Source organism: Comamonas sp. GB3 AK4-5 (genome assembly GCF_041320665.1).
In the GTDB taxonomy this organism is placed as follows: Bacteria; Pseudomonadota; Gammaproteobacteria; order Burkholderiales; family Burkholderiaceae_C; genus Comamonas.
In genome coordinates this window covers 3,474,310-3,499,604 of sequence record NZ_CP166730.1, presented here as the reverse complement: position 1 = coordinate 3,499,604, position 25,295 = coordinate 3,474,310, and the positions used below count along the sequence as shown (strand labels likewise).

23 protein-coding genes are annotated in these 25,295 nt (G+C 63.8%); 13 read left to right on the top strand and 10 right to left on the bottom strand.

The features are described from left to right. Positions 1-127: 127 nt before the first annotated feature. Together mog and yjgA are read right to left on the bottom strand one after the other, a co-directional pair. Positions 128-730 (bottom strand): molybdopterin adenylyltransferase, encoded by a 603-nt coding sequence (mog, locus tag ACA027_RS15845; RefSeq protein WP_370679162.1) that lies wholly within the window; start codon positions 728-730, stop codon positions 128-130. Further along, the gene (gene yjgA / locus ACA027_RS15840) at positions 723-1,406 is read right to left on the bottom strand and encodes a ribosome biogenesis factor YjgA (RefSeq protein ID WP_370679161.1); all 684 of its coding nucleotides are present in this window, start codon (positions 1,404-1,406) and stop codon (positions 723-725) included. The genes mog and yjgA overlap by 8 nt, the downstream gene beginning before the upstream one ends. A gap of 65 nt (positions 1,407-1,471) precedes the next feature. On the opposite strand from yjgA, the gene pmbA reads away from it, so the two are divergent. After that, positions 1,472-2,881, top strand: coding sequence for a metalloprotease PmbA (gene pmbA / locus ACA027_RS15835; RefSeq protein ID WP_370679160.1), 1,410 nt, complete (start codon positions 1,472-1,474; stop codon positions 2,879-2,881). 376 nt (positions 2,882-3,257) lie between these two features. Further along, on the top strand, positions 3,258-4,181 hold the full coding sequence (locus tag ACA027_RS15830) for an EamA family transporter (RefSeq protein ID WP_370679159.1): 924 nt from the start codon (positions 3,258-3,260) through the stop codon (positions 4,179-4,181). Positions 4,182-4,389: 208 nt separating this feature from the next. Here ACA027_RS15830 and ACA027_RS15825 read toward each other — a convergent pair whose 3' ends face one another. Then, positions 4,390-5,148 carry an IclR family transcriptional regulator gene (locus ACA027_RS15825; protein ID WP_370679158.1) on the bottom strand — a complete coding sequence of 253 codons (759 nt, stop codon included), beginning with the start codon at positions 5,146-5,148 and terminating at the stop codon, positions 4,390-4,392. 149 nt (positions 5,149-5,297) lie between these two features. On the opposite strand from ACA027_RS15825, the gene ACA027_RS15820 reads away from it, so the two are divergent. The 4 genes from ACA027_RS15820 to ACA027_RS15805 all read left to right on the top strand — a co-directional run bounded on the left by ACA027_RS15820 (position 5,298) and on the right by ACA027_RS15805 (position 11,790). Further along, the gene (locus ACA027_RS15820) at positions 5,298-6,701 is read left to right on the top strand and encodes a flavin-containing monooxygenase (protein ID WP_370679157.1); all 1,404 of its coding nucleotides are present in this window, start codon (positions 5,298-5,300) and stop codon (positions 6,699-6,701) included. Further along, positions 6,688-7,614 carry a bile acid:sodium symporter family protein gene (locus ACA027_RS15815; protein WP_370679156.1) on the top strand — a complete coding sequence of 309 codons (927 nt, stop codon included), beginning with the start codon at positions 6,688-6,690 and terminating at the stop codon, positions 7,612-7,614. Before ACA027_RS15820 ends, ACA027_RS15815 begins: the two co-directional genes overlap by 14 nt. After that, entirely contained in the window at positions 7,611-8,645 is a 1,035-nt protein-coding gene (locus tag ACA027_RS15810) for an SDR family oxidoreductase (RefSeq protein ID WP_370679155.1), read from the top strand. Before ACA027_RS15815 ends, ACA027_RS15810 begins: the two co-directional genes overlap by 4 nt. Before the next feature lie 544 nt (positions 8,646-9,189). Beyond that, positions 9,190-11,790: an EAL domain-containing protein gene (locus ACA027_RS15805; protein ID WP_370682603.1), complete on the top strand. Its 2,601-nt coding sequence runs from the start codon at positions 9,190-9,192 to the stop codon at positions 11,788-11,790. 541 nt (positions 11,791-12,331) lie between these two features. Here the strand turns inward: ACA027_RS15805 and ACA027_RS15800 are convergent. Beyond that, positions 12,332-13,408 carry a hypothetical protein gene (locus ACA027_RS15800; protein WP_370679154.1) on the bottom strand — a complete coding sequence of 359 codons (1,077 nt, stop codon included), beginning with the start codon at positions 13,406-13,408 and terminating at the stop codon, positions 12,332-12,334. A 125-nt stretch (positions 13,409-13,533) separates the two neighbouring features. Then, entirely contained in the window at positions 13,534-14,622 is a 1,089-nt protein-coding gene (locus ACA027_RS15795) for a tartrate dehydrogenase (protein ID WP_370679153.1), read from the bottom strand. A gap of 87 nt (positions 14,623-14,709) precedes the next feature. Between ACA027_RS15795 and ACA027_RS15790 the strand changes: the two genes are divergently transcribed. From ACA027_RS15790 to ACA027_RS15775, 4 genes are all read left to right on the top strand, one after another. Next, complete coding sequence (locus ACA027_RS15790) at positions 14,710-15,618, top strand: LysR substrate-binding domain-containing protein (protein WP_370679152.1); 909 nt, start codon at positions 14,710-14,712, stop codon at positions 15,616-15,618. 69 nt (positions 15,619-15,687) lie between these two features. Further along, a complete protein-coding gene (locus ACA027_RS15785) occupies positions 15,688-16,077 on the top strand; it encodes a hypothetical protein (RefSeq protein WP_370679151.1) in 390 nt (129 codons plus the stop codon). A 12-nt stretch (positions 16,078-16,089) separates the two neighbouring features. Further along, positions 16,090-16,617 carry an RNA polymerase sigma factor gene (locus ACA027_RS15780; protein WP_370679150.1) on the top strand — a complete coding sequence of 176 codons (528 nt, stop codon included), beginning with the start codon at positions 16,090-16,092 and terminating at the stop codon, positions 16,615-16,617. Positions 16,618-16,630: 13 nt separating this feature from the next. After that, positions 16,631-17,425, top strand: a complete 795-nt coding sequence (locus ACA027_RS15775; protein ID WP_370679149.1) for an anti-sigma factor — start codon at positions 16,631-16,633, stop codon at positions 17,423-17,425. A 76-nt stretch (positions 17,426-17,501) separates the two neighbouring features. On the opposite strand, the gene ACA027_RS15770 is transcribed toward ACA027_RS15775, so the two are convergent. From ACA027_RS15770 to ACA027_RS15760, 3 genes are all read right to left on the bottom strand, one after another. Continuing rightward, positions 17,502-17,948 carry a GatB/YqeY domain-containing protein gene (locus ACA027_RS15770; RefSeq protein ID WP_370679148.1) on the bottom strand — a complete coding sequence of 149 codons (447 nt, stop codon included), beginning with the start codon at positions 17,946-17,948 and terminating at the stop codon, positions 17,502-17,504. 135 nt (positions 17,949-18,083) lie between these two features. Next, positions 18,084-18,296 (bottom strand): 30S ribosomal protein S21, encoded by a 213-nt coding sequence (gene rpsU, locus ACA027_RS15765; RefSeq protein ID WP_003052999.1) that lies wholly within the window; start codon positions 18,294-18,296, stop codon positions 18,084-18,086. A 178-nt stretch (positions 18,297-18,474) separates the two neighbouring features. Further along, complete coding sequence (locus tag ACA027_RS15760) at positions 18,475-18,819, bottom strand: antibiotic biosynthesis monooxygenase (RefSeq protein WP_370682602.1); 345 nt, start codon at positions 18,817-18,819, stop codon at positions 18,475-18,477. Between the two features lie 120 nt (positions 18,820-18,939). Between ACA027_RS15760 and ACA027_RS15755 the strand changes: the two genes are divergently transcribed. Then, a complete protein-coding gene (locus ACA027_RS15755; protein ID WP_370679147.1) occupies positions 18,940-19,707 on the top strand; it encodes an ArsR/SmtB family transcription factor in 768 nt (255 codons plus the stop codon). A gap of 12 nt (positions 19,708-19,719) precedes the next feature. Here the strand turns inward: ACA027_RS15755 and ACA027_RS15750 are convergent, their stop codons facing one another. Further along, entirely contained in the window at positions 19,720-20,970 is a 1,251-nt protein-coding gene (locus ACA027_RS15750) for an NAD(P)/FAD-dependent oxidoreductase (protein WP_370682601.1), read from the bottom strand. Positions 20,971-21,143: 173 nt separating this feature from the next. Further along, positions 21,144-22,271 (bottom strand): sterol desaturase family protein, encoded by a 1,128-nt coding sequence (locus tag ACA027_RS15745; RefSeq protein WP_370679146.1) that lies wholly within the window; start codon positions 22,269-22,271, stop codon positions 21,144-21,146. A 175-nt stretch (positions 22,272-22,446) separates the two neighbouring features. Here ACA027_RS15745 and ACA027_RS15740 point away from each other — a divergent pair, with 175 nt between their 5' ends. After that, positions 22,447-22,932, top strand: coding sequence for an acyl-CoA thioesterase (locus ACA027_RS15740; RefSeq protein ID WP_370679145.1), 486 nt, complete (start codon positions 22,447-22,449; stop codon positions 22,930-22,932). A 269-nt stretch (positions 22,933-23,201) separates the two neighbouring features. Next, positions 23,202-25,184 carry a PhoX family phosphatase gene (locus ACA027_RS15735; protein WP_370679144.1) on the top strand — a complete coding sequence of 661 codons (1,983 nt, stop codon included), beginning with the start codon at positions 23,202-23,204 and terminating at the stop codon, positions 25,182-25,184. The last annotated feature ends 111 nt before the right edge of the window (positions 25,185-25,295 follow it).

Here is a 25,295-nt window from a genome sequence, read left to right as displayed (position 1 = left end):
TGCAATGCTGTGGTTGGGCACCGTTCTGGATCGGGGCGGCGGCTGTGCAGCACATGGCCGGCAGGGGCAGAGCGCAGGCCTCAAAAAACAACAGGGCCTTGCGGCCCTGTGGATATGTGGCGAGCGCTCAGCCTCGTGCAGGTCTTTGTGCGGTCTTGGGGCGGAAAGCCTTGCATACCGTGTCCCGGGTTTCCAGATAGGGCCCGCCGATCAGGTCTATGCAATAGGGCACGGCGGCAAAAATGCCATGCACCTGCTGCTGGCCGTCGGCGGCCTTCAGACCTTCCAGGGTTTCGGCAATCGCCTTGGGCTGGCCCGGGAGATTGATGATGAGGCTGCTGCCCCGCACCACGGCCACCTGGCGCGACAGAATCGCTGTGGGCACAAAGGTCAGGCTGATCTGGCGCATTTGCTCGCCAAAGCCGGGCATGACCTTGTCGGCCACGGCCAGCGTGGCCTCGGGTGTGACATCGCGCAGCGCCGGGCCGGTGCCGCCCGTGGTCAGCACCAGGTAGCAGCCCGCATCTACCAGCTCCACCAGGGTCTGGCTGATGCCCGTCTGGTCGTCGGGAATCAGCCGTGCCTCGAAGTGGATGGGGTTGTGCAGGGCACGCGTGAGCCAGTCCTGCAGCGCGGGCAGGCCCTTGTCCTCATACACGCCGCTGCTGGCGCGGTCGCTGATGGAGACAATGCCGATCTTCACCGGCTCGGCCGGGGGCAGCTCATGCATCGTCATCTTCGGGGGCGGCGTCGGCCTCGGTCCCGTCGGCTTCGTCACCGGTGATGTGCAGGCGCACCAGCTGGAACAGCTCGCGGTAGGCGCGGCCCTTGGTGGCGGGTGGCGGTGTCTGGCCCTTGGCTTCGGCCTCGGCAGCCTTGGCCTGGGCCGTGGCGTCGTCCTTGCGGGCCTGGCGCATCAGCGCGCGGATCTGCTGGGTGTCGGTGGCCGGGAACTGGTCCATCCACGGGCCCAGGTTGTCGTCGCTGGCGATCAGGCGGTCGCGCCACAGCTCGGCAATTTGCGTTTGCTGCTTGACGATGCTGGCGCCGGTGCGTTGTTCGTTGAGCGCATCCTTGACGGCGGCAATCTGCTGCTCGTCGAGCTTGCGCATCAGCTTGCCGATGAACTGCATCTGACGGCGCTTGCCTTCAAAGTTGGTGATGCGCAGGGCTTCTTGCAGGGCGTCGGTGAGCTTGTCGGGAAGCTGCAGGCGCTCCAGCAGGCCGCGGCGCAGCGTGAGCAATTCCTTGCCCAGATCCTGGAGGGCATCGCTTTCGCGCTTGAGGTCGGTCTTGGTGGAGTCCCAAGTGCCTTTGAGTTCGGCCTTCAGTTCAAGGTCGAGTTCGCTGCCTTCGGCGACGAACTTGCCTCGCACGAAGTAGCCCTTGGTGGGTTTGCGTGACATGGTGAGGGGGCAATTGTCTTGGCAGCGCAGGGCGCGCTGCAGTGGCGGCTATCATATCCGCCGCTATGAAAAAACCCCGCTCCAGCGCCACAAGCTCCACCGCCGTGCAGGCCGATTCCGGTTTCAGCTATCGCCGTGAATTTTTTGAAGGTTTGGTTGACCAGGCCCTGGCCCATGCCAAGAAGCTGGGCGCCACCGATGCCGGGGCCGACGCCTCGGAAGGCTGCGGCCTGAGCGTTAGCGTACGCAAAGGCGAGCTGGAGACCGTGGAACGCAACCGCGACAAGTCGCTGGGCGTGACGGTCTACGTCGGCCAGCGCCGCGGCAATGCCAGCACCTCGGACTTCTCGGAAGAGGCGGTCAAACGCACCGTGCAAGCCGCCTACGATATTGCCCGCTTCACCGCCGAAGACCCTACGGCCGGCCTGCCCGATGCCGATGACATCGCTCCCGAAGCCACGCACCGCGACCTGGACCTGTTCTTCCCCTGGGATGTGAGCAGCGAAGAGGCCGCACGCCTGGCCCTGGAATGCGAGGCCGCGGCCCTGGCCACGCACAAGCGCATCACCAACAGCGAAGGCGCCAGCGTCTCGGCCCAGCAAAGCCATTTCTTCAGCGCCCACACCCGTGGTTTCCGTGGGGGCTATGCCAGCTCGCGCCACAGCCTGTCGGTGGCGCCGATTGCCTCGCTGCCCGGCAAGCATGGCGAGATGCAGCGCGACTACTGGTACAGCTCCATGCGCGACGCCAAGGAGCTGGCATCGCCCGAGGCCGTGGGCCGCTACGCTGCGCAGCGCGCCCTGTCCCGCCTGGGCAGCCGCAAGATCCCGACCACCGAATGCCCGGTGCTGTTCGAGTCCTCGCTGGCCTCCGGCCTGCTGGGGGGCTTTGTCCAGGCCGTGAGCGGCGGCACGCTTTATCGCAAGAGCAGCTTTTTGCTGGACTCGCTGGGCAAGAAGGTGTTCCCCAAGCACATCGACATCGAGGAAGACCCCTTCATCCTGCGGGGCAAGGGCAGCTCGCCCTATGACGACGAGGGCGTGAAGGTGCGCCAGCGCAAGGTGGTGGATGCCGGTCGGGTGGAGGGTTATTTCCTCTCCAGCTACTCGGCCCGCAAGCTGGGCATGAAGACCACGGGCAATGCCGGTGGTTCGCACAACCTCACACTCACCTCGCGCCTGACCCGCGCCGGCGACAACCTGGACGCCATGCTGCAAAAGCTGGGCACCGGCCTGTTTGTGATCGAGCTGATGGGCCAGGGCGTGAACTATGTGACCGGCGACTATTCGCGCGGGGCCAGCGGCTTCTGGGTGGAGAACGGCAAGATCGCCTTCCCGGTGCAGGAAATCACCATCGCCGGCAACCTCAAGGACATGTACATGGGCATTGAGGCCATTGGCGCCGATGCCTACAACTACGGTGCCAAGACCGTGGGCTCCATCCTCATCAACAAGATGAAAGTTGCGGGGAGTTGATTGCGACACCCCCCTGAGGCGCTTTGCGCCTTCCCCCCGCTCTCGCGTCGCTGCGCTCGCGGGCAGGGGGACGGCACCAGCGCGGCGGGGCGGCCCTTGCGCGGTGCCTCTGACGTAGGCCGTGCCAGTTTTGTGCGGCGTGGGCCTTGTTGAGTTGAGGCGCTATGCCTGCCACACCTGTGGGCACGCTCTCTGAAATTCTCGTTATTCAAAAAAGCAGCCTGCGGGCTGCTTTTTTATTGATAGCTGTAGTGGCTGATAGGCTCTGCATTTGCGGGCTGAAATGCTTATATCGCCGAGTGCTGGCTGCGACTGCAGCGAGCCGCGGCACAGGTCATACTGGCGGGCTGCTTTGGCCTTGACCACTACTCCATCCATGATTGCTGCCTCTTCTTCTGCCCATGGCATGTCCCGCACCGACTGGCTCAGTGCCCTTGTGGTCATTGTGGTCTGGGGGCTGAATTTTGTGGTCATGAAGTGGGGCCTGGCCACGGTGTCGCCGCTGCTGCTGTGCGCGCTGCGTTTCATGGCGGCATCGCTGCCGTTTTTGCTGTTTGTGCGCCCGCCCAAGAATCTGTCCTGGGGGCTGTTGGCCGCCTATGGTTTGGTGCAGGGCGTGGGCCAGTTCGGTCTGTTGTTCACGGGCATGCAGCTGGGCATGCCGGCGGGCATGGCTTCGGTGGTGTTGCAGACCCAGGCCTTCATCACCATGCTGATGGCTGCTGCCCTGCTGGGCGAAAAACCCCAGCGCTGGCAGTGGATGGGGCTGACGATTGCCATCGCCGGCCTGGTGCTGATTGGGGCGGCCCATGGCGATGGCGCCACCGAGATGAGCCTGGCGGGCTTTGTGCTCACCGTGGGGGCCGCAGCCATGTGGGCGGGCTCCAATCTGCTCACGCGTGTGGCGGCCCGGCAGGGGCCGTATGAGCCGGTGTCCTTCATTGTGTGGACCAGCCTGTTCCCCATCCTGCCCTTGTTTGCGCTGTCCTGGTGGGTGGAGGGGGCGGAGTCAATGCTGCAGCAACTGCAGGCCTTTGGGCTGCGCGAGCTGGCGGTGGTGGCCTATCTGGCCTTGCTGTCCACCTTGCTGGGCTATGGCCTGTGGACGCGGTTGTTGCAGCGTTATGCGGCCAGCACGGTGGCACCGCTGTCGCTGCTGGTGCCGGTGATTGGGCTGTTGTCGGCCATGCTGCTGCTGGGCGAGTTGCCCACGGGCCTGCAATGGCTGGGCACGGTGGGCGTGCTGCTGGGCATGGTGGTGAACCAGTTTGGTGGGCGCTGGCTGCGGCGGCGCAGCTAGGGCGTGCGAAGAGCGTGTTCAAAGTCTCTACGGCGCGTTGAAGCGTAATCGGGATAGGTTTGCGTCGATGGGGCGCAGCTTGCGCCGGGATGCAAGCTGTGCTTTTGCACGAAGAAATCGCCCGATTTCACTCCAGTCCAGAAATTGGAATGTGATGACCAGTGGCTTTGCGGGCGCGCCGCGAGGAGACGTTGAACACATTCTTCGCTCAAGAGAGCGTGCGGCCCAGGGCCTTGGCGGCTTCATGCAGGCGCGGGGCTTTTTCCAGGGCTTGGGCCAGGTTCATGCGCGCCACCGGGGCTTGCACGGCCACGGCGCAGCGCACGCTGCGGCCGTCATTGCCCCATACCGGAACGGCCACGCAGACCAGGCCTTCCACAAATTCCTCGGCATCGACGGCATAGCCTTGTTTGCGAATGCGGCGGAATTCTTCGTCCAGAACCTGGGGTGTGGTCAAGGTGGTGGCCGTGTAGCGCGGCAGCGGCAACCCATCCATCAAGGCGGTGCGCCGCGCGGCCGCCATATGCGCCAGGATGAGCTTGCCGCTGGCCGAACAGTGCACCGGCACACGGGTCCCGGGGCGCAGATTGAGCTGCAGTGGAAAGGCCGATTCGATGCGGTCCAGATACACCACCTCGGCGCCTGACAGTGCCGTGAGATTGCAGCTCTCTCCAATATCGCTCACCAACTGTCGCAGCACAGCATGGCGCACGCTTTGCTGGGCGCTCCCAGCCAAGGTGGCTTCGGCCAAACGCAGCAGTCGTGTCGCCAGGGTAAAGCGGCGGCCATCAGGCTCGCGTACCAGGAGGCCGCCGGCTTCCAGTTGCATCAGCTGGCGATGCACGCTGGGTTTGGGCCAGCCGCTGAGGGCCACCACTTCGGTCAGGCTCACAGGCCGGGCTTCACGCACCAGGATTTCCAGCAGATCGAAGAGGCGCAGTGCTGGTGGCAGGCTTGTTTTTGTCATAAATCTCGAAAAATGAGACGCCTCACTAAAAATTTTCGGGATTTTTAGCATTGAACATAGAGTGCATGCAAATGTTAGATGTGCGTGGCACGGAGAGCCTCGGACCATGACCCGTCCAATGCAGCGCACAAAAACGAGGGAGACAAAACATGCGAAATGACCGCCATACGGCGCCCGCAGCGACCCGCCAGGCACAGCCCACGGAGACCATGGTGGCCTTGATCGGTGCCGGCCCTTCGGGGCTGGCCGGGGCGCGCAATCTGCAGCGCTGCGGCATTGCGTTTCAGGGCTTTGAGGCTTACAGCGATGTGGGTGGATTGTGGAACATCCGTAACCCACGCTCCACGGTCTATGCCTCAGCTCATTTGATTTCCAGCAAGCGCACTACGGAGTTCACGGAATTCCCCATGGACGATGAAGTGGCCGACTACCCCAGCCACCGGGAGCTGACCCGCTATTTCAGCGACTTTGCCGACCGCTTCGATCTGCGCCGGCACTTTCGCTTCAACGTGCGGGTGGAAAAGGTGGAGCCTGTGCGCCCCGAAGACGCGGACACACCTTGGCGCGTGACGGTACGCAATGCCGAGGGCGCACTGGAAAGCGCTGTCTACAAAGGCGTGGTGATCGCCAATGGCACCTTGTCGGAGCCGCAGATCCCACGGTTTTTCGGCCAGTTCGCCGGCGAGCTGTTGCACACCTGTCAGTACAAAACGGCCGAGCAGCTCAAAGGCAAGCGGGTGCTGATCGTGGGCGCCGGAAACTCGGGCTGCGACATCGCGGTGGATGCGGTGCATGCGGCGCAGAACGTGGACATATCGGTGCGCCGTGGCTACTACTTCGTACCCAAGTATGTGTTTGGCAAGCCGGCCGACACCTTGGGCGGAAAGCGTTCTTTGCCGCGTTGGTTGAAGCAAAAAGTGGACAGCCAGGTGCTGAAGTGGTTTACGGGGGATCCGGTGCGTTTCGGTTTTCCCAAGCCCGACTACAAGATGTACGAGTCCCACCCCATTGTGAACTCGCTCATCCTGCACCACCTGGGTCATGGCGACATCCAGGTAAGGGCCGACATTGCCCGCTTTGACGGACACACCGTGCACTTCAAAGACAGCAAGCAACAGGACTACGACTTGGTGCTTCTGGCCACAGGCTATACCTTGCACTATCCCTTCATGGAAAAGGCTCTGCTCAACTGGAGTGGCATGGCGCCCCGGCTGTACCTGAACATCTTCAACCCGCGCTACCACCGTCTGGCCGTGCTGGGCATGCTGGAGGCCAGCGGCCTGGGCTGGCAGGGGCGCTACGAGCAGGCCGAGCTGGTGGCGCGTTACTTTCATGGCCTGGATGTCCGGGCTCCGGCGGCTCTGCGCTTTCAGGCCAAGGTGGCGGGCCCGGCTCCCGATCTGAGCGGCGGCTACCGCTATCTGCAGCTGGAGCGGATGGCGTATTACGTGAACAAGGACGTGTATCGCCGCACGGTGCGTGAAGCAGCTGCTGTGCTGCCTGCCGCTGTGGGCCAGGGCGTAGCACAGGGAGCGAGTCATGCTGCCCGTTGATGACATTCGCCTGAACTTCAACCCCGCTGCGCTGGCCTTGCTGAACGGGGTGCTGGGCTTTTTGATGTTTGGCATTGCGCTGGATACGCGGCTGGATGATTTTCGCCGCGTGGCCCGCATGCCCTGGGCCATGGCGGTGGGCATTGCTGCGCAGTTTCTGGTGCTGCCGGCCGTGACCTACGCCCTGACCTTGCTGCTGGGCGTGGGGCCCAGCATTGCGCTGGGCATGATTCTGGTCGCTTGCTGCCCGCCGGGCAATATCTCCAACATCCTCACCCACCGCGCTCGCGGCAATGTGGCGCTGTCTGTTTCGATGACGGCGATCTCCAATGCCATCGCGGTGGTGGTTATGCCGCTGAACTTTGCATTGTGGGGCGGCATGCATCCTACGGCGTCGGCCCTGCTGCAGACGATTGCGCTGAACCCGTTGGAGATGGTGGGCCATATCGTGGCCATCATTGGTCTGCCGTTTGTGCTGGGTCTGTGGTGTGCGCACCGCTTCCCGCAGGGCACGCAGCGCATCAAGAAAGCCGTGCATGTACTGAGTCTGCTGGCCTTGGTCGGTTTCATCGTGGGTGCCATTGTCGGCAACTGGCGTTTCTTTCTCGACTATGTGGGTCTAGTGCTGCTGGCCGTGGCCTTGCATGACGCCATAGCTTTTGCCACGGGCTACGGGTGCGCGCGCGTTACCGGCCTGGCGGACTATGAGCGCCGGGCCGTGGCCATGGAAGTGGGGGTGCGCAATGCGGGCTTGGGCCTGGTACTGATCTTCAGCTTTTTTGGAGGCCTGGGCGGCATGGCTGTGGTGGCGGGCGTGTGGGGGTTCTGGGACATCATTGCGGGTCTGGCGCTTGCGTCGTGGTGGAGGCGCAAAGTGCCGCAAGGCGGATCGCAGCAAGGAGTGAAGGCATGAGCGATCAAGCTATGGGCCTGGAGGTCTCCACCGCGCGTGCGCAGCGCGTGTTGGTGACGGGGGGGGACGGTTTTCTGGGGCGCAGTGTGGTGGCCGCCTTGGTCCGGCGTGCCGGTGCCACGGTGGTGGCACTGGATGTGCGCGAAGTGCCCGCAGAGCAGCGCCAGCCCGGCATGGTCTACCGCGTACAGGATGTGCGTGATGGTGGTTTGGTCGATACCTTGCGCGAATTCGATATCGACACCGTGGTGCATCTGGCCTCCATCGTGACGCCGAGCAAGGGTTCGAGCCGAGCCTTTGAATACGATGTGGATGTCAACGGCACGCGCAATGTGCTGGGCGCGTGTGTGGCAGCGGGCGTGCGGCATGTGGTAGTGTCGTCCAGCGGGGCAGCCTATGGCTACTACGCTGATAACGCTCCCTGGATTGTCGAAGACCATCCTTTGCGTGGTAACCCGGTATTTGCCTATTCCGACCACAAAAGGCTAGTGGAGGAAATGCTGGCAGAGTGGCGCGAGGCCCATCCACAGCTGCAGCAAACCGTGTTGCGCATAGGCACCATTCTGGGCGAGCGTGTGGACAACCAGATCACGGCGCTGTTTGAGAAGCAGCGTCTGTTGGCGATACGCGGCAGCGACAGCCCGTTTGTGTTCATCTGGGATGAGGATGTGACCGGCGCTATCTTGCATGCACTCCAGGGGGCGGCTCCCGGTTGCTACAACCTGGCAGGTGATGGGGCGTTGACCATTCACGAGATCGCGGAGCGCCTGGGGAAAACCACACGCGTGCTGCCTGCGGGCTTGTTGCAAGCGGCTCTGTGGCTGGGCTCTCATCTGGGTGTGAGCCGCTATGGGCCCGAGCAACTGGACTTTTTGCGTTATCGACCCGTGCTGTTGAACACGGCGCTCAAAAGCTGGGGCTATGTGCCCGGAAAAACCAGTGCCCAGGCCTTTGATGCCTTTGTCGCCGCGCGCCAGGCGCAAGGCCGCCCCGTGGCATTGGCTACGGTGGCATGCATGCCAGCGCCGTGACGGCAGTGCCCTTGTTGCGAGGGGACTGGTCGCCAGCTCCATCTGGGGGATGCGCTTTGTGGTCATGGCATGGGGCTTGTAAAGCCGGAGTTCCATGCGCTTGAGCGTCTTGTGCTTTATGGCTGCTTCTTTGCCTTGGGTGCTTTGCGCGGGTGTGCCCGCATGCACTGCCATGGCGGCTGGTGGCGGCCCGGCAGGGGGCGTATGAGCCAGTGTTCTTCATGGTGTGGATCAGCCTACTTTCCGAGCTGACATTTGGCTGATGGCCTGTGCAGCGGTGGACGGGGCCGCGCAAGGCATTGGCCGCGGTGTGGTGGGTGGTCACTTTGGGGCCTGTGCGGCTGGGCTGGCGGGCTGTATGGCCGCCACTGTTTGAGCGCATTTTCTGATCCAGGCCAAGCAGCATGCAAAGCGCAGGCACAAGCAAAAAATTTTCATGCACCCATAGTTTGTAAATATTAAAGCCATCATTAAGATTGCTGCCGGCAATCGATGCACGGTCGCTGCGCTGTGACCACCGCAGAAAAAAAGCAAAGGAAGCATGATGGTTGAGGGAATTGCAAGCGCGTCTTTGGGGGGGCTGCATGGGGCCCAGTGGCAGGCGCTGGACCGGGTGATGGCGATTGCAGCGTTTGCGCTGGACGGATCGCTGTGCCGGGCCAACAGCCGGTATCTGGATATCTTGAGGCTGACGCAGGAGCAGGCCGAGAACCGCAGCTACCAGAGCTTTTGTACGCCGCAGGATGCGGCGCAGTTCCGGCATTTCTGGGCCCGCTTGTGCAGCGGCGTCACCCATTCCGGCGTGGTGGAGCGCGTGCGTGGCGACGGCAGCCGCTGCTGGCTGGAGGCCACCTATGCGCCGGTGCACGATACCAGCGGCCAGGTGGTGCAGATCCTGAAAGTGGCCACCGACATCACCGAGCGCCGAGCGCAGGAGCAGCAGCAGCAAGAGCATCTGCAGCGCCTGTCCCTGGTGGCCGATGCCACGGATTCGGCCGTCATGATCAGCGACGGTCACTCGCGCATCCTCTATGTCAACGGCGGCTTCACCCGCATGCTGGGCTGGCGCAGCGAAGAGCTGGCGGAGGCAGATCCGATTCCCTTGCTGGTGCCGCAAATGCCGGAAGAGTTTGCCCAGACCTATCGCGGGGCCTTGCGCGCAGGCCAGCCCGTGGGGCGGGAAGAGGTGGTGGTGGGCAAGCAGGGCCAGCGTTACTGGGCCAAGGTCACCAGCAATCCCATTGTGGATGCCGACGGGCATTGGCGCTACACCATCACGGTGCTCACCGACATTACCCGCGCCAAGATGCATGAGGTCTTGCAGCACCGGGTGCTGGAGGCCATGGCCCGCGAGCGCCCGCTGACCGAGGTGCTGGAGCTGGTGTGCCGGGAGGTGGAGCGCATTGCCCCCGAGGTGGCCGTCTCCATTTTGGAGGTGGATGCCAACCAATGCCTGCGCGCCCTGGCCGGCCCCAGTCTGCCTGCGGCCTATTCGCAGCAGGTGGATGGCATGGCCGTAGGGCCCAAGGCCGGAAGCTGCGGCACGGCGGCCTGGCGCAATACGCCGGTGCGCGTGGACGACATCAGCACCGACCCGCTGTGGAGTGGCTACCAGCATCTGGTGCAGATGCTGGGCTATCGCTCCTGCTGGTCCTCGCCCATACGCAACGGCGAGGGGGAGGTGGTCGCCACTTTTGCGCTCTATTTTCGTGAAACCCTGAAAGGGGATTTGCTGGACTTTCACCAGCAGCTGATGGATGCCTGCACGCATTTGTGCACGCTGGCACTGGAGCGTGAACGCGCCCGTGCCCGTATTCGCCAGCTGGCTTTCTATGACAGCCTGACCGGCCTGCCTAATCGCAGCCTGCTGCAGGCCAGGGCCGAGCAGGCCATTGCCAGTGCGGCGCGCAATGAAGAACAGCTGGCCGTGCTGTTCATCGATCTGGACCGTTTCAAACAGGTCAATGATTCGCTGGGGCATTCGGCAGGTGATGAGCTGCTGTGCCATGTGGCCTCCAGGCTGCAGGAGGTGTTGCGGGCCTCGGATATTGCAGGGCGTTTGTCCGGCGACGAGTTCGTGGTGGTGCTGCCGCAGTGCGACGCAGAGCATGTGACCTACACCATCGAGCGCTTGCAGGGCTTGCTGGCCGCGTCGCTGCAGGTGGCCGATGCCACGCTGGCCGTGTCGGCCAGCATAGGCATTGCCATGTACCCCGCCGATGGCCGCGATATGGAGACCTTGCTGCAGCGCGCGGACATGGCCATGTACCAGGCCAAGAGTGGAGGGCGGGGGAGCTTCAGCTTCTACAGCAGCGAAATGAACCAGCTGGTACAGGAGCGCCTGGCGCTGGAGCTGGCGCTGCGCGACGCCTTGCAGAAGGCAGCGCTGCAGCTGCATTACCAGCCGCAGGTTGATCTGGAGACCGGGCAGCTGTATGGCGTGGAAGCCCTGGCGCGCTGGACCCATGCGGAGCTGGGGGAGATTTCCCCGGCGCGCTTTATTCCGCTGGCCGAGGAATGCGGTCTGATCGCCGAGCTGGGGCGTTGGGCATTGGGCGAGGCCTGCCGGCAACTGGCCCAGTGGCGGGCCCAGGGGCTGATGGTGCCGGCGGTGTCGGTCAACCTCTCCCCCACCAGCTTTCACAACCTGGACCTGCCGCGCATGATTGCCGACACCCTGGACCACCATGCCCTGGCGCCGCAAGACCTGACACTGGAGCTGACGGAAAGCGTGCTGCTTGACACCAACCCCAGCACCATGAAGACCATTGCCGAGGTGCATGCCAAGGGGGTGCGCCTGTCCATGGATGACTTTGGTACCGGCTACTCCAGCCTGAGCTATCTGCGCCGCCTGCCGGTGAGCGAGCTGAAGCTGGACCGCAGCTTTGTGGCCGACCTGGAGCATGACGCCACGGCCCAGGCTTTGAGCCGTGCCATCCTGGGCATAGGCCAGAGTCTGCACCTGACCGTGGTGGCGGAAGGGGTGGAAACACCGGTGCAAAACGCCATGCTGCATGAGCAGGGCTACCCCGTGGCCCAGGGCTTTTTGTTTTCCCGTCCCTTGGCGCCGCAGGATCTGGAGCATTGGCTGCACCAGCGCCAACAAGGCGGGCCGGAACCGGCGCCGCAAAGCGGAGCGTCCTGAGCCAGGCCGCATAAACCGGCGCAGCCCAGGCGCGAGATGGCCAGCAAGGATCGCTCCGTAGCCAAGGCCATCGTCCCCTTCCCGGAAGAGCTGCGCTTGTTCCCTAGGGTATGGCTCGCATGCTGTTAAGACCTGTTGTGATCCAGGCCGCATAAAACTGGCGTTGTCCAAGGCAGCGGCAGCCAGCAAGGGCCTACGCCGGCCGCCCCGCAGCATGGACTGCCCTCAGTCAAGGCTGTCGTTCCCCCCTCGGGGCAAGGAGGCCGTGTCCACAGGGACTTCTGTGTTTGCTCAGGCCCAGCTTGCTTCAAACTGGTGTGGCCCAAGTCAGGGCAGCCAGCAAGGGCCGTCCCGCAGCCAAGGCTGCCGCCCCCCTCGGAGCAAGGAGGCCGTGCCCACAGGGACTTCTGTGTTTGCTCAGGCCCAGCTTGCTTCAAACTGGCGTGGCCCAAGTCAGGGTAGCCTGCAAGGGCCGCCCCGCAGTCAAGGCTGCCGTCCCCCTGGGGGAAGGCGCCGAAGGCGACTCAGGGGGGAGCTAGACTCAGGGGGCTACTTTCCCCCAGCTCATGCGGGCGGGCTCGGGAGCCAGGGCCACGCCTTGCAGCTTGCCCAGGGCAGCGCCTTCCAGCTTGGTCACGCCCAGGGCGGTGAGATCCTGCGGGTCCACGGTCTCCAGCAGGCCGGGCTGCGCGCCGCGATAGCGTTCGCAAAAATGCAGGGCTTCACGCTGCTGGGCGAAGTAGACCCAGGTGGTGTCCACGCGCAGATGGCCGTGCGTGGCCTGTTCGATCACCACGCTATAGGGAGAGGCGTCGAAGGGGTCGTAGTGGATGCGTGGGCGCAAGGCCCAGGAGGTGGGACGCGCTGCGCGCTGGGCCAGCTTCAGCAGGCGGGGGTGGTCTTCCTGCAGCCCGGCGCAAAACAGCACATCGCAGGCATCGACATCCACTTCCCCGGAATCGCTGGCAAAGCGCGCCAGGCTCCCTCTTTCCTGGCTCCAGCCCAGAAAGCGGCTCAGGTGAGTGGGCATGCCCTGCTTGCCCAGCAAATACATGCGGTAGCGGTCGGTGACGGTGTGAAAGTCGTCCAACTCGCGCGGGGTGTGGAGCTGAAAGAATCCACCGCCATGGGGCAGCACACGGCGGTAGTCGCTGAAGAAGGCCGAGGCATTGAAGCTCTGCTGCAACTGGTGGGTGTGGCGCTGCATCAGGTCCAGCATGCCCTGCAGCACCGTTTTGCACAGGGCTGCTGCCTCTGGGGCCTGCAGCACCTGGACCACGGCTTCGCCATCCTCGTGGCAGCGCACGGACAGCAGGGTGATTGCGTCCAGTGTCAGCAGATGGCCGGTGGTGCGCCAATGGCGTTTGGCTTCTTCCTTGAAGGCGTCTTGTGCCAGGCCAAAGCCATAGACCTCATGCAGCTGCAATCGCTCGCCGTATTGCTGGTGCAGCAGCTGCAGCACATGCTGGGTGTCGGGGCTGCGTGGCGGCAGGCGCAGGCTGCCGCCACTGAGCTGGGCGATGGCGGCGAAGAAGATTTTTTGCTGGGCGCTGCCCTCCAGTGCGTTCGCACCGGGCGAGGCTTCCAGAAAGGACTGCAGGAGCTGCTCTGTATCCATGGCCGGTTCCTTGTGAGGAGATTGCCTGCGGCACCGCGCACGGCAAAAGCCCTTTCTAGAGCCGGCGCAGACAAAACACAAAGCAGTCCTTCGGAAAGCCAGGGACAGCCGGCACCCGGGCCTGTTCAGCCCTGTGCAATCCGCTGTGCAATCGCTTCGCCCACCTGCGTGGTGTTGGCCTTGCCACCCAGGTCTGGCGTCTTGGGGCCGGTTTTGATCACGTCCTCGATCGCCGTGACGATGGCATTGTGCGCCGCTTGCCAGGGGCCTTGCGAGTGCCCCAGAAAGTCCAGCATCAAGGCCCCGGACCAGACCATGGCAATGGGGTTGGCAATGTTTTGGCCGTAGATGTCGGGGGCCGAGCCGTGCACCGGCTCGAAGAGCGAGGGAAAGCTCCGTTCGGGGTTGAGGTTGGCCGAGGGGGCCAGGCCTATGGTGCCGGTGGTGGCAGGGCCCAGGTCGGAGAGGATGTCGCCAAACAGATTGGTGGCGGCCACCACGTCAAAGCGGCCAGGCTGCAGCACAAAGCGCGCCGTGAGAATGTCGATGTGCTGCTTGTCCAGCGTCACCTCGGGGTAGTGCCGGTGCATGGCGTCGGCCTGCTTGTCCCACCAGGGCATGCTGATGGCGATGCCATTGCTCTTGGTGGCCAGGGTCACGTGTTTTTTGCTGCGGCTTTGGGCCAGATCGAAAGCGTATTTCAGCAGACGTTCGGAGCCTTGCTTGCTGTAGACCGACTCCTGGATGCAGATCTCGCGGTCCGTGCCTTCGAACATGATGCCGCCGAGGGAGGTGTACTCGCCCTCGGTGTTTTCGCGCACCACGTAGTAGTCGATATCGCCTGGCTTGCGGCCCGCCAGCGGGCAGGGCACGCCCTCGAACAGGCGCACCGGGCGCAGATTGATGTACTGGTCGAATTCGCGGCGGAACTTGAGCAGCGAACCCCACAGCGAGACATGGTCGGGCACCGTTGCGGGCCAGCCCACGGCGCCGAAGAAGATGGCATCCATGCCCGCGAGCTGGGCCTTCCAGTCATCCGGCATCATTTTTCCGTGCGCGGCGTAGTAGTCGCAGTGCGCCCAGTCAAAGTGGTGAAACTCCAGCGGCAGGCCGAAGCGCTGGGCTGCCGCTTCCAGCGCACGCAGGCCTTCGGGCATGACTTCGCGGCCTATGCCGTCGCCGGCGATCACGGCAATCTTCTTGGGTTGGGACATGGTTTCTCCATTGGCAATGCTTCCATTGTGGCCTGCGCTTTATTGAAGACAATCCCTGCTCTGTGCTTTGATTGTTTACATACCGTGTTGAAAAAGCCCTTACCCCATGTCTTGCCCGAAGACCTGCGCGTGCTGCTGGTGGTGGTGCGCCGCGCCAGCTTTGCGGCGGCGGCCCAGGAGCTGGGTGTATCTCCGGCCTATGTGAGCAAGCGCATCCGGCTGCTGGAGGCTGCGCTGGCGGTGAAGCTGCTGCACCGTACGACGCGGCGGGTGGCGGTGACGGAAGAGGGCGAGCGTGTGTTCCAGTGGGCGCAGCGCATTCTGGATGACATAGACCATCTGGTGCAGGACGTGGGCACCACCCGCAGCGAGCCGCGCGGCCTGCTGCGGGTGAGCAGCAGCTTTGGCTTTGGCCGCCATGTGGTGGCGCCAGCACTCTCGCAACTGATAGCGCGTCACCCTGGGTTGCAGCTGCGGCTGGAGGTGTTTGACCGCATTGTGGATGTGGCGGCCGAAGGCTTTGATCTGGATGTGCGCGTGGGCGACGAGATTGCGCCGCACCTGATTGCCCGGCGCCTGGCTGACAACCACCGCGTGCTGTGTGCCGCGCCGGCCTATCTGGCACGCAAGGGCATGCCGCGCAGCGTGGACGAGCTGTCTGCCCACGACTGCCTGGTCATCAAGGAGCGCGACCATCCCTTCGGCGTGTGGAAGTTGCGCGCCGGGGCCGAAGAGCGCTCGCTCAAGGTGACGGGGCCGCTGTCCAGCAACAATGGGGAGATGGCGGTGCAATGGGCAATGGATGGCCATGGCATCGTCCTGCGCTCCATCTGGGATGTGCGTGCCGATCTGGCGGCCGGGCGCCTGGTGCAACTGCTGCCGACCTGGACGCAGGAGGCGAACATCTGGGCCGTCTACCCCAGCCGTCTCAGCCGCTCCGCCAAGGTGCGCGTGGCCGTGGAGTTTTTGCAGGCGCACTTTGCGCAGGTCGAATAATTTGTCAGTCCATGGAATAAAACGGCACGCAGCACTGTTTACCGTAGGTCAACCTCAAGGAGAGACCTCATGATTCGCACCGCTTCCCTCACCATCCTGGCATCCGCTCTGCTGGCGGCCTGCTCTACCGCATCCATCACGCCGGCGCCCTCTCCGGCCACGAGTTTGAATGGCGTGTTGGTCGGGTCTAACCAGATGACGCTCTATGTTTTTGACAAAGATGCCGTGGGCTCGGGCAAGAGCGTGTGCAACGGCGGCTGTGCCAGCAATTGGCCGCCCTTGATGGCGCCCGCAAACGCAGTCGCAAGCGCAGACTGGAGCGTGGTGGCACGTGACGACGGTAGCAAGCAATGGGCTTACAAGGGGCGCCCGCTTTACTACTGGGCCAAGGATGCCAAGCCCGGTGACAAAACGGGCGATGGCTTTCTGAACAACGCCTGGCATGTGGTCAAACCCTGAGTAAGGTGCCGCGTGGATGTCGACGCCGCCATTGCCCATATCCCGCGCTTGCGCCGCTATGCGCGGGTGCTGCTGGGCGATGCTGCCCGCGCGGATGATTTGGTGCAAGACACATTGGAGCGGGCCTGCCTGAAATGGGGGCTGTGGCGTCCGCCCGAAGCGGCTTCTTCTGAAGCGGTGCAAAAAGCCTTGCGCAGCTGGCTGCTGACCTTGATGCACAACCTCTATGCCAACCAGTGGCAACAGACGGGGCTGCACCGCATGGTTGAGTGGGATGAGGCCTGCAGCCCCAGCCATGACCCCACGGCAGCCATGTCGCTGCGGCTGGATCTGGAGCGTGCCCTCGCGTGCCTGCCGTCGCAGGCGCGTGAGGTGTTGTTATTGGTGTCCATGGAACAATTCAGCTATGCAGAGACGGCCGCCATGCTGGATGTGCCCATAGGCACGGTGATGTCCCGGTTGGCACGGGCACGCGAGCAATTGCGCCGCTTGATGGAGGGAGAGAGGCCTGTCGCCCCCACATTGAGGGCCGTCAAATGAAGGAGTGTGTGTGATGTCAACCCGCCGTCCCGATGAGTCCATGCTCCATGCCTGGGTGGATGGTGAACTCTCACCTGAAAGCGCTGCAGCAGTGGCGCAATGGTTGGCCGAGCACCCGGAAGAAGCAGCCCGCATGGCGGGCCTGCAGGCCCAGAGCGCCGGTTTGCAGGCCTTGCATGCGCCGCTGCTGGACGAGCCGGTGCCGCCCCGGCTGCGCAGTGCATTGCGGCGCAGCCCTGTGCAATCGCAATGGCACTGGCCGCATGCACTGGCGGCGGGGCTGATGCTGTGCATGGGATTGGGTATGGGGTATGGCCTGGGTCGGCAGCAAACGGCCATGGCACCGATGCAGGCCGCAGCCCAGCTGCCGGTGTTTGTGCACGAGGCGGCTGCGGCCCATGCGGTGTATGTTCCCGAGCAACGTCATCCGGTCGAAGTGGCCGCGCAGCAGCAGGCCCATTTGGTGCAATGGCTGTCCAAGCGCTTGGGGGTGCAGCTCAAAGCCCCGGTGCTGGATGCGCAGGGCTTTCATTTGATGGGCGGGCGTTTGCTACCCGGTGAAACCGGGCAGGCGCGGGCGCAGCTCATGTACGAGGATGGCGCGGGTCAGCGCGTGACGCTGTATGTGTCGGTGCTGTCCCGGCCGGGCGAGGCCGCAGTCGCTCCAGTGGCGTTCCAATGGTCCAGCGATGGCGCAAGCCAGCTCTTTTACTGGATCGATGGCCGCCAGGGCTATGCCCTCAGCGCAGCCTTGCCACGCGAGCGGCTGCAGCTGCTGGCCGAGGCGGTGTATCGCCAGCTGGAATGAGGTTGGCCGCACCGGCTGCAGGCACGCATGAAAAAAGCACCCGAAGGTGCTTTTCGAAGCGGTCGCAGTACAGCGCTTATTTGGAGAGCGCTGCCTTGACGGCGGCAGACACCAGGCCCATATCGGCCTTGCCGGCCAGTTGGGCCTTCACGGCGCCCATGACCTTGCCCATGTCGCCGGGGCCGGTGGCGCCCAGCCCGGCCACGATGGCGGCCACGGCAGCGGTGATTTCCGCCTCGCTCATGCGTTCGGGCAGATAGACCTTGAGCACCTCGATCTCGGCCTTTTCCACATCGGCCAGGTCCTGGCGGTTGGCACCTTCATAGGCGGTGATGGAGTCCTTGCGCTGTTTGATCAGCTTGTCGACGATGGCAACCACGGCCACATCGTCCAGCTCCACGCGCTCGTCCACTTCCTTTTGCTTCATCGCGGCCTGCAGCAGGCGGATGGTGCCCAGGCGTGCGCTGTCCTTGGCACGCATGGCGGTCTTCATGTCTTCGGTAATCTGGGCCTTGAGGCTCATAACTTCTCTCCTGGGGTGGGAGGTCACCGCCGGACAATCACGCCAGCGGTGGCCGAAAAACAAAAAACCCGCGCTTGGCGTCCCTAGCGCGGGTTTGTGGCTTGTTTTAAAAGCCAGCGAACCTAGAGGCTGTGATTAGTACAGCTTCTTGGGCAGTTGCATGCTGCGAACGCGCTTGTAGTGACGCTTCACGGCAGCTGCCTTCTTGCGCTTGCGCTCGGCAGTGGGCTTCTCGTAGAACTCGCGAGCGCGCAGGTCGGTCAGCAGGCCCAGCTTTTCGATGGTGCGCTTGAAGCGGCGCAGAGCAACTTCATAGGGTTCGTTTTCTTTGACGCGGATGGTAGTCATTCAATTTCCAGATATATCTGTGCTGTCAGCGGGTTCTCGGGAAGATCGGGCCTGAGAGCCATGTACAGCGGTTGTCCCCGTCTCTATCAACTAGTATGGCGGACGGGGTTGCCAGCAAAGTCGAGCATTATAGCCGTGTTCTGCGCCATTGCCAAACCAGGCGGGCTTGGCAGGTCGCTTAACCATGCACGGTGCGGGCGTCGGCGGGTGCCTGTGCGCGCTCGTGCAGGCCGTAGTCGCGCAGCACGGCGGCCACGCGCAGGCGGTAGTCGCTGAACACGCTGTGGCGGCCCGCAGCCTGGGCGCTGCGGTGCTCCGGACGGGCACGCCAGCGGGCCACGGCGGCCTCGTCCTGCCAGAAAGACAGGGACAGCAGCTTGTCCGGATGCGCCAGGCTTTGAAAGCGCTCGATGGAGACAAAGCCCTCCATGGTTTCCAGTTCGGCGCGCAGTTGGGTGGCCAGGTCCAGATAGGTCTGGCGCTGCGTGGGCTGCAGAGTGACTTCAAACAGCACGGCAATCATGGGCTGCTGCGAGGAAGAGGGGAGAGAAGCAGGTGTTGCGGACATGGGGCAGGAAGGTGAATGCACAAGCCCCGAGCATGGCGCCGGCCGCGGGCGAAATGCTTTGCTCCCCAGCGAAGCATGGCCCCGTTTTTTGCGCGCACACTGGCGGCCATGGATGCACAAGCCCTGGCCCAGGTGGCCGCCTTGATTGGAGAGCCCGCCCGCGCCGCCATGCTGTGGGCCTTGATGGATGGCCGCGCGCTGACGGCACGGGAGCTGGCGCAGGCCGGCGGTATTCAACCGGCCACGGCCAGCCGCCACCTGGCGCTGATGGTGGCGGCCCGCCTGTTGCAGGTGCAGCCCCAAGGCCGGCATCGCTACCACCGCCTGGCATCGGCCGAGGTGGCGCAGCTGCTGGAGGGCTTGATGCGCGTGGCGGGGCCTGGTTCCAGCTTGGATCGGCCCAAGGTGGGCCCGCAGGATGCGGCCCTGCGTACCGCGCGGACTTGCTACGACCATCTGGCCGGGCGCCTGGGCGTGGCCATTGCAGAGCATTTGCTGGCGCAGGGCGCCCTGGCCTGGGGCGAAGACGGGCGCAGTGCCCGCCTGCTGGCCCCCGCTGCTGCCGAGCTGGCGCGCTGGGGCGTGGAGGGCGAGCTGCTGGCGCGGGCCATGGCGGTGCCCAAGGCCTCGGGCCGGCCCTTGTGTCGCCCCTGCCTGGATTGGAGCGAGCGCCGCCCACATCTGGCCGGTGTGCTGGGCGCCTGCATGTGCCAGCATGGGTTGGAGCGCGGCTGGCTGCTGCGCCGCCAGGGCACGCGGGCGCTGGCGATCAGCCCCGCCGGAGCCGTGGCGCTGCGCGACTGGCTGGGTTTACAGCGCTGGCAGGAAGTGGTGGGCGATTGAAAAATGCGTGGTTTAGCGTGAGGCTGCCATGGCCTCGGCGCAGGCCGTGGCGCTGGCCCAGGCCCACTGGAAGTTATAGCCACCCAGCCAGCCTGTGATGTCCACCACCTCGCCAATCGCATACAGCCCGGGCTGGGTTTTGCATTCCATGGTTTGCTGCGACAAGGCCTTGGTATCGATGCCGCCCAGGGTCACTTCGGCCTTTTTATAGCCTTCGCTGCCGGTGGGGGCGATCTCCCAGCGCGTGATCTGCTCGGCCAGTTTGGCCAGGGCCTTGTCACCGGCCTCGTTGATGGGGCGCTGCAGCTCGGGGTGCTGGGCCACCCAGGCCTCGGCCAGGCGCGTGGGCATATGCTGGGCCAGCTCGTTGACCACCAGCTTGCGCGAGTGCAGCTTGGCGTCCGACAGCAGCTGGGCCACGTCCACGCCGGGCAGCAGATTGATGCAGAGTGGCGCACCATCTTTCCAGTAGCTGGAGATTTGCAGCACGGCCGGGCCCGATAGGCCACGGTGGGTGAACAGCAGGTCCTCGTGAAAGGCCATGCGCTCTTTCTTGCTGCCGGTGCTGATCTCCACCGGCAGCGCCAGGCCGGCCAGTTGGGCATAGGGCTGCCAGGCCGCGCCGTCAAAGGTCAGCGGCACCAGGCCGGCGCGGCGCTCCACCAGGGGCAGCTCAAACTGCTGGGCCAGGCGATAGCCAAAGTCGCTGGCGCCGATCTTGGGAATGGACAGGCCGCCGGTGGCCAGCACCAGCTTGGGTGTAGTCACCAGGCCGCGGTCGGTATGAATTTGATAGCTTCCTGTGCGCTCTGTATCAGCTTCAGCGGCCAAAAACATCAATTTTTTCACGTTGCAGGGCTGCCAGCGCTCGACGCCGCCTGTGGCGCATTCGGCCAGCAGCATGCGGATGATGTCTTCCGCGCTGGTGGTGGCAAACAGCTGACCCTTGTGCTTTTCCTCGTAGGGGATGCCGTGGCGCTCCATCAGCGCGATGAAGTCCTGGGGCGTGTAGCGCGACAGGGCAGAGCGGCAGAACTGCGGGTTCTGTCCCAGGTAATGCTTGTGCGGCGCACGCACATCCAGGTCGCGGTTGGTGAAGTTGCAGCGCCCGCCGCCCGAGATGCGGATCTTCTCGGCCACCTTGGCTGCATGGTCGATGAGCAAGACCTTCAGCCCGCGCTGGCCGGCCTGTGCCGCACAAAACAGCCCGGCCGCGCCGGCGCCCAGAACCACGGCATCAAAATCAAAAGAGGACACAACAATCGAGAGAGCAAAAAAGGCGATTGTCCTTTAGTTGGGAATAGCCCCCCTGAGTCGCTGACGCGCCTTCCCCCCAGGGGGACGACAGCTTCGCGGCGGGGCGGCCCTTGCTCGCTGTCTCTGAACTGGGGGCACTCGCCAGCTTTATGCGGTGCGCGCAGCGCCTCAGGGGGAGTTCACCCTTTCCACGTAAACGGAAACTTCAGCTGCTTGATAAAACCATTGGGCACATAGTCGCCCAGCACGCCGTACTGCTGGGGCCAGAGCTTGTCGCTCTTCACGGCCGTGCCGAAGAGGTAGTCGAGGAAGGCAAAGTGGGCGGCATAGTTTTTGTCCAGCGCCTCCTGGTCCTGGCTGTGGTGCCAGTGGTGGAAGTTGGGCGTGACCAGCACATAGCGCAGCGGCCCCAGGCGCACGCTGACATTGGCGTGGTTGAACACGGCCTGAAAGCCGACGATGACGATGTAGGCGTCAATCACTTCCTTGGAAAAACCCAGCACATAAATAGGCGCCAGCACCAGGGTGCGGGTAATTAGCAGCTCCAGAATATGCTGGCGCGAGCCGGCCAGCCAGTCCATGCTTTTGACGCTGTGGTGCACGGCGTGCAGGCGCCACAGCGCGGGCACCTCGTGGTAGGCGCGGTGGGTCCAGTACTGGACCAGATCGGCCACCAAAATAATGAGGAACAGCGCCACCCAGAAGTTCATCTCCTGCACCCAGCCGCGCAGCCCGTCATGTGCGGCCCAGCCGAAGAACTTGTGCACCATGAGGTTGGTGGCCAGTAGCACAAAGCCCACCACCATGTGGTTGACGATGAAGTGGTGAAAGTCGGTCTGCCACTCTGCGCGGAACACGGGTTGGTCCTTGCGCAGGGCAAACAGCTTCTCGATGAAGATGAAGATCAGCGAGCTGCCCAGCAGATCGAGAATGAACCAGTCCAGGCCGATATAGGGCGTGTGAGAGGGGAAGTTGGGGTCCACCTCCACCTTGTGCCCGCCCAGCAGGGCGGAGACCGCCACCAGGCCGAAGGCAACGCTAGACAGCCAGCGCGAGCGTCTGAAGATGATGTTGGCCAGGGACAGACCGCCAGCTACCACCATGGACCAAAAGAGAATCTGCCGCATGAGGCTGATGTCATAGCTTTTGCGCAGCTCGGGCGTGGTCAGGTATTCGGGAAAGTGAAAGGCCAGCACGCCCAGCAGGCACAAAGTGCCCAGCGTCAGTGCAATCACGCCGGTGATCAGGCCCCGGCCGGTGCGCAGCTCGCCATGGCTGTCGGTGAAGTTTTTGAGTTTGCCCAGCATGAAAGTTTTTGGTGTCTACGCCTTGGTGGGCGCGAGTGTATAGGAGCAATTTTTTGATGTGCATGCCAGCAAGTTGCGAAGGAAGTAAATACTTGTCATCCAGCCCATGTCAGCGCCCGGGGGTATCTGAATGCAGCCGGATGCCATGGCTTGGGCTTGCCTAAAATCGCGGCCCATGAATTTGCCCGCACACCAACTCAGCATGACGGTGCTGATGTCCCCTGATATGGCCAACTTCTCCGGCAATGTGCACGGGGGCGCTGTTCTCAAGCTGTTGGACCAGGTCGCTTATGCCTGCGCCAGCCGCTATGCAGGGCGCTATTGCGTCACCTTGAGCGTGGACCAGGTGATGTTTTTGCAGCCCATTCATGTGGGTGAGTTGGTGACCTTTCTGGCCAGCGTGAACTACACCGGCACCTCGTCCATGGAAATCGGCATCAAGGTGGTGGCCGAAGACATTCGCAGCCAGGTGGTGCGCCATGTGAACAGCTGCTTTTTCACCATGGTGGCCGTGGACGACGAGAAAAAGCCCGCTGCCGTGCCCGCGCTGCAGCTGGAAACCGATGACCAGCACCGCCGCTGGCAGGCCGCGCTGATTCGTAAGGACATGCGCAAGGAAGTGGCGCAGCGCTTCGCGCAAACTAGAAAAATCACCCCCTGAGCGGCTCGCCGCTTCCCCCTCTCTATCGCTACGCGATGGAGAGGGGCGGCACCGGCGCGGCGGGGCGGCCCTTGCGCGGTGCTCTGGTGTGGCGCGCGCCAGTTTTTACGGCCAGGGTTGCTGCGTTTGCTGGCTGCAGCGCAGGCTTCCCCATGGCTCGGCTGCGTGTTCTAGGGGGGCGCCCCGAGGCGCGTGGCTGTGCGCTGTCATGGCGTTGACACAGAGGCTTCTCACAATGCCGGCATCTCCCACGATGATGCAAGAGAAGTATGTACTCGCCTGACAGCCTGCAATCCACCGCTATCGACAGCGAAGACCTGCCCACCAATCTTTCGGACAACCCCCATTTCCAGAGCGTGGTGGACCAGGCCGTTTCGCGCCGTGGCTTTCTGCGCCAGGGAACGGGCTTGTCTGCCGCCATGTTTCTGGGGCTGGGCAGCGGCGTCGCTGGCCTGGCGGGCTGTGCCTCAGGCGCAGGCAGCCGCAGCGGCGCACCGCTGATGGGCTTCAGCGCCATCCCTATCCATACCGACGACGCGGTGCACATCGCCCCCGGCTACACCGCCACGGTGCTGGCCCCCTGGGGCACGCCGCTGCTGGCGGCTGCGCCGGCCTTCAAGGGCGACGGCAGCGAAGACGCGGCCGCCCAGGCACTGCAGGTGGGTGACAACCACGACGGCATGCATTTCTTTGCCCTGGACGGCAAGAACGACGAAGGCCTGCTGGTGATGAACCACGAGTACTGCACGGTCAACGAAAAGAAAAAGCAGTACACATGGTTGTTTGGCACACAGGGCGAGGCTGTGGCCAAGAAGTGGAGCCGTGACCATGTGCACAAGGCCATGAATGCCCATGGCGTGTCGGTGATCCACATCCAGCGCGACGGCCAGGGCAAATGGAGCTTGGCCAAGGACAGCATTTACCACCGCCGCATCACGGCCCACACGGCCATGGAGCTGACCGGCCCTGCCGCGGGTGATGCCCTGCTGCAAACCAAGGGTGACGCCAGCGGCCGCCGCGTGTTCGGCACCATCAACAACTGCGGCAATGGCTGGACCCCCTGGGGCACCTACCTGACCTGCGAGGAAAATTTCAACAACTACTTCGGCACCACGGCGGGCGAAGACCGCCGCACGGCCGCGCAAAAGCGCTACGGTGTTTCGGCCCAGGCCAGCACCTTTATGTGGGAAGGCCATGAGCAGCGCTTCGACTATGTGAAAGAGCCGCAGGAAAGCCACCGCTTTGGCTGGATTGTGGAGATCGACCCCTTCAACCCCACCAGCATTCCCAAGAAGCGCACCGCCCTGGGCCGCATCAAGCATGAGAACGCGGCGTTCACGCTCACCAAGGATGGCCGCGCCGTGGTCTATATGGGCGACGACCAGGCCCATGACTACATCTACAAATTCATCTCGGACGGCAAGTATGTGAAGGGCGGCGACAACAGCCGCCTGCTGGACAGCGGCAAGCTGTATGTGGCGCGCTTTGGCGCCGGCCAGGTGGTGGGCGACTTTGCCGGCACCGGCGAATGGCTGCTGCTGGACAAGAGCGCCAACCCCAAGCTGCAGGCCGATGCCAGCTTTGCCAACCAGGCCGCCGTGCTGGTGCACACCCGTCTTGCGGCCGATGCCGTGGGCGCCACCAAGATGGATCGCCCCGAGTGGGTGGCCGTGCACCCGCACACCGGCGAGGTGTATGTGACGCTGACCAACAACAGCAGCCGCAAGGTGGTGGATGAGGCCAATCCCCGCGAGAAGAATGTCTACGGCCAGATCGTGCGCTGGCGCGAAACCGCTGCCGACGCGGCGGCCACCACCTTCGAGTGGGACATTTTTGTGCTGGCAGGCAACCCCGCCGTGCACAGCGATCGCAAGGACTTGCGCGCCGGCTCGGCCAATGTCACGGCAGACAATATGTTCAACAGCCCGGACGGCCTGGCCTTTGACCGTGACGGCCGCCTGTGGATTGAAACCGATGGCCAATACAGCAACAGCGGTGACTTTGCCGGCCATGGCAACAACCAGATGCTGTGCGCCGACCCGGTGACCAAGGAGATCCGCCGCTTTCTGGTGGGCCCCAAGGAGTGTGAGGTCACGGGCATCAGCTTCACACCTGACAGCCGCACCATGTTCATCAACATCCAGCACCCGGGCGAGGGCGGTGACAGCCACTGGCCTGGTGGCGGCAACAGCATTCCACGTTCGGCCACCCTGGTCATCACCAAGAATGACGGCGGTGTGATCGGCACCTGAACCCACAAGCGACCCCGGCAAGGCATGCGCTGTGGCGCTGTCTGCCGGATGGCGTCAAGGCTGGCATCGCGCAAGCGCGGCCAGCCTTTTTTGTGGGCGCTCGGTTTGTAG

Excerpts from the sequence above, each read along its gene's own strand:
- pmbA (WP_370679160.1), top strand. The coding sequence starts at position 1,472 with ATGAAAAAACCCCGCTCCAGCGCCACAAGCTCCACCGCCGTGCAGGCC.
- ACA027_RS15820 (WP_370679157.1), top strand. The coding sequence starts at position 5,298 with ATGCGAAATGACCGCCATACGGCGCCCGCAGCGACCCGCCAGGCACAG.
- ACA027_RS15795 (WP_370679153.1), bottom strand. The coding sequence starts at position 14,622 with ATGTCCCAACCCAAGAAGATTGCCGTGATCGCCGGCGACGGCATAGGC.
- ACA027_RS15745 (WP_370679146.1), bottom strand. The coding sequence starts at position 22,271 with ATGCTGGGCAAACTCAAAAACTTCACCGACAGCCATGGCGAGCTGCGC.
- yjgA (WP_370679161.1), bottom strand. The coding sequence starts at position 1,406 with ATGTCACGCAAACCCACCAAGGGCTACTTCGTGCGAGGCAAGTTCGTC.
- rpsU (WP_003052999.1), bottom strand. The coding sequence starts at position 18,296 with ATGACTACCATCCGCGTCAAAGAAAACGAACCCTATGAAGTTGCTCTG.
- ACA027_RS15735 (WP_370679144.1), top strand. The coding sequence starts at position 23,202 with ATGTACTCGCCTGACAGCCTGCAATCCACCGCTATCGACAGCGAAGAC.
- mog (WP_370679162.1), bottom strand. The coding sequence starts at position 730 with ATGCATGAGCTGCCCCCGGCCGAGCCGGTGAAGATCGGCATTGTCTCC.
- ACA027_RS15760 (WP_370682602.1), bottom strand. The coding sequence starts at position 18,819 with ATGATTGCCGTGCTGTTTGAAGTCACTCTGCAGCCCACGCAGCGCCAG.
- ACA027_RS15830 (WP_370679159.1), top strand. The coding sequence starts at position 3,258 with ATGATTGCTGCCTCTTCTTCTGCCCATGGCATGTCCCGCACCGACTGG.
- ACA027_RS15805 (WP_370682603.1), top strand. The coding sequence starts at position 9,190 with ATGGTTGAGGGAATTGCAAGCGCGTCTTTGGGGGGGCTGCATGGGGCC.
- ACA027_RS15815 (WP_370679156.1), top strand. The coding sequence starts at position 6,688 with ATGCTGCCCGTTGATGACATTCGCCTGAACTTCAACCCCGCTGCGCTG.
- ACA027_RS15770 (WP_370679148.1), bottom strand. The coding sequence starts at position 17,948 with ATGAGCCTCAAGGCCCAGATTACCGAAGACATGAAGACCGCCATGCGT.
- ACA027_RS15775 (WP_370679149.1), top strand. The coding sequence starts at position 16,631 with ATGTCAACCCGCCGTCCCGATGAGTCCATGCTCCATGCCTGGGTGGAT.
- ACA027_RS15825 (WP_370679158.1), bottom strand. The coding sequence starts at position 5,148 with ATGACAAAAACAAGCCTGCCACCAGCACTGCGCCTCTTCGATCTGCTG.
- ACA027_RS15785 (WP_370679151.1), top strand. The coding sequence starts at position 15,688 with ATGATTCGCACCGCTTCCCTCACCATCCTGGCATCCGCTCTGCTGGCG.
- ACA027_RS15810 (WP_370679155.1), top strand. The coding sequence starts at position 7,611 with ATGAGCGATCAAGCTATGGGCCTGGAGGTCTCCACCGCGCGTGCGCAG.
- ACA027_RS15740 (WP_370679145.1), top strand. The coding sequence starts at position 22,447 with ATGAATTTGCCCGCACACCAACTCAGCATGACGGTGCTGATGTCCCCT.
- ACA027_RS15755 (WP_370679147.1), top strand. The coding sequence starts at position 18,940 with ATGGCCCCGTTTTTTGCGCGCACACTGGCGGCCATGGATGCACAAGCC.
- ACA027_RS15800 (WP_370679154.1), bottom strand. The coding sequence starts at position 13,408 with ATGGATACAGAGCAGCTCCTGCAGTCCTTTCTGGAAGCCTCGCCCGGT.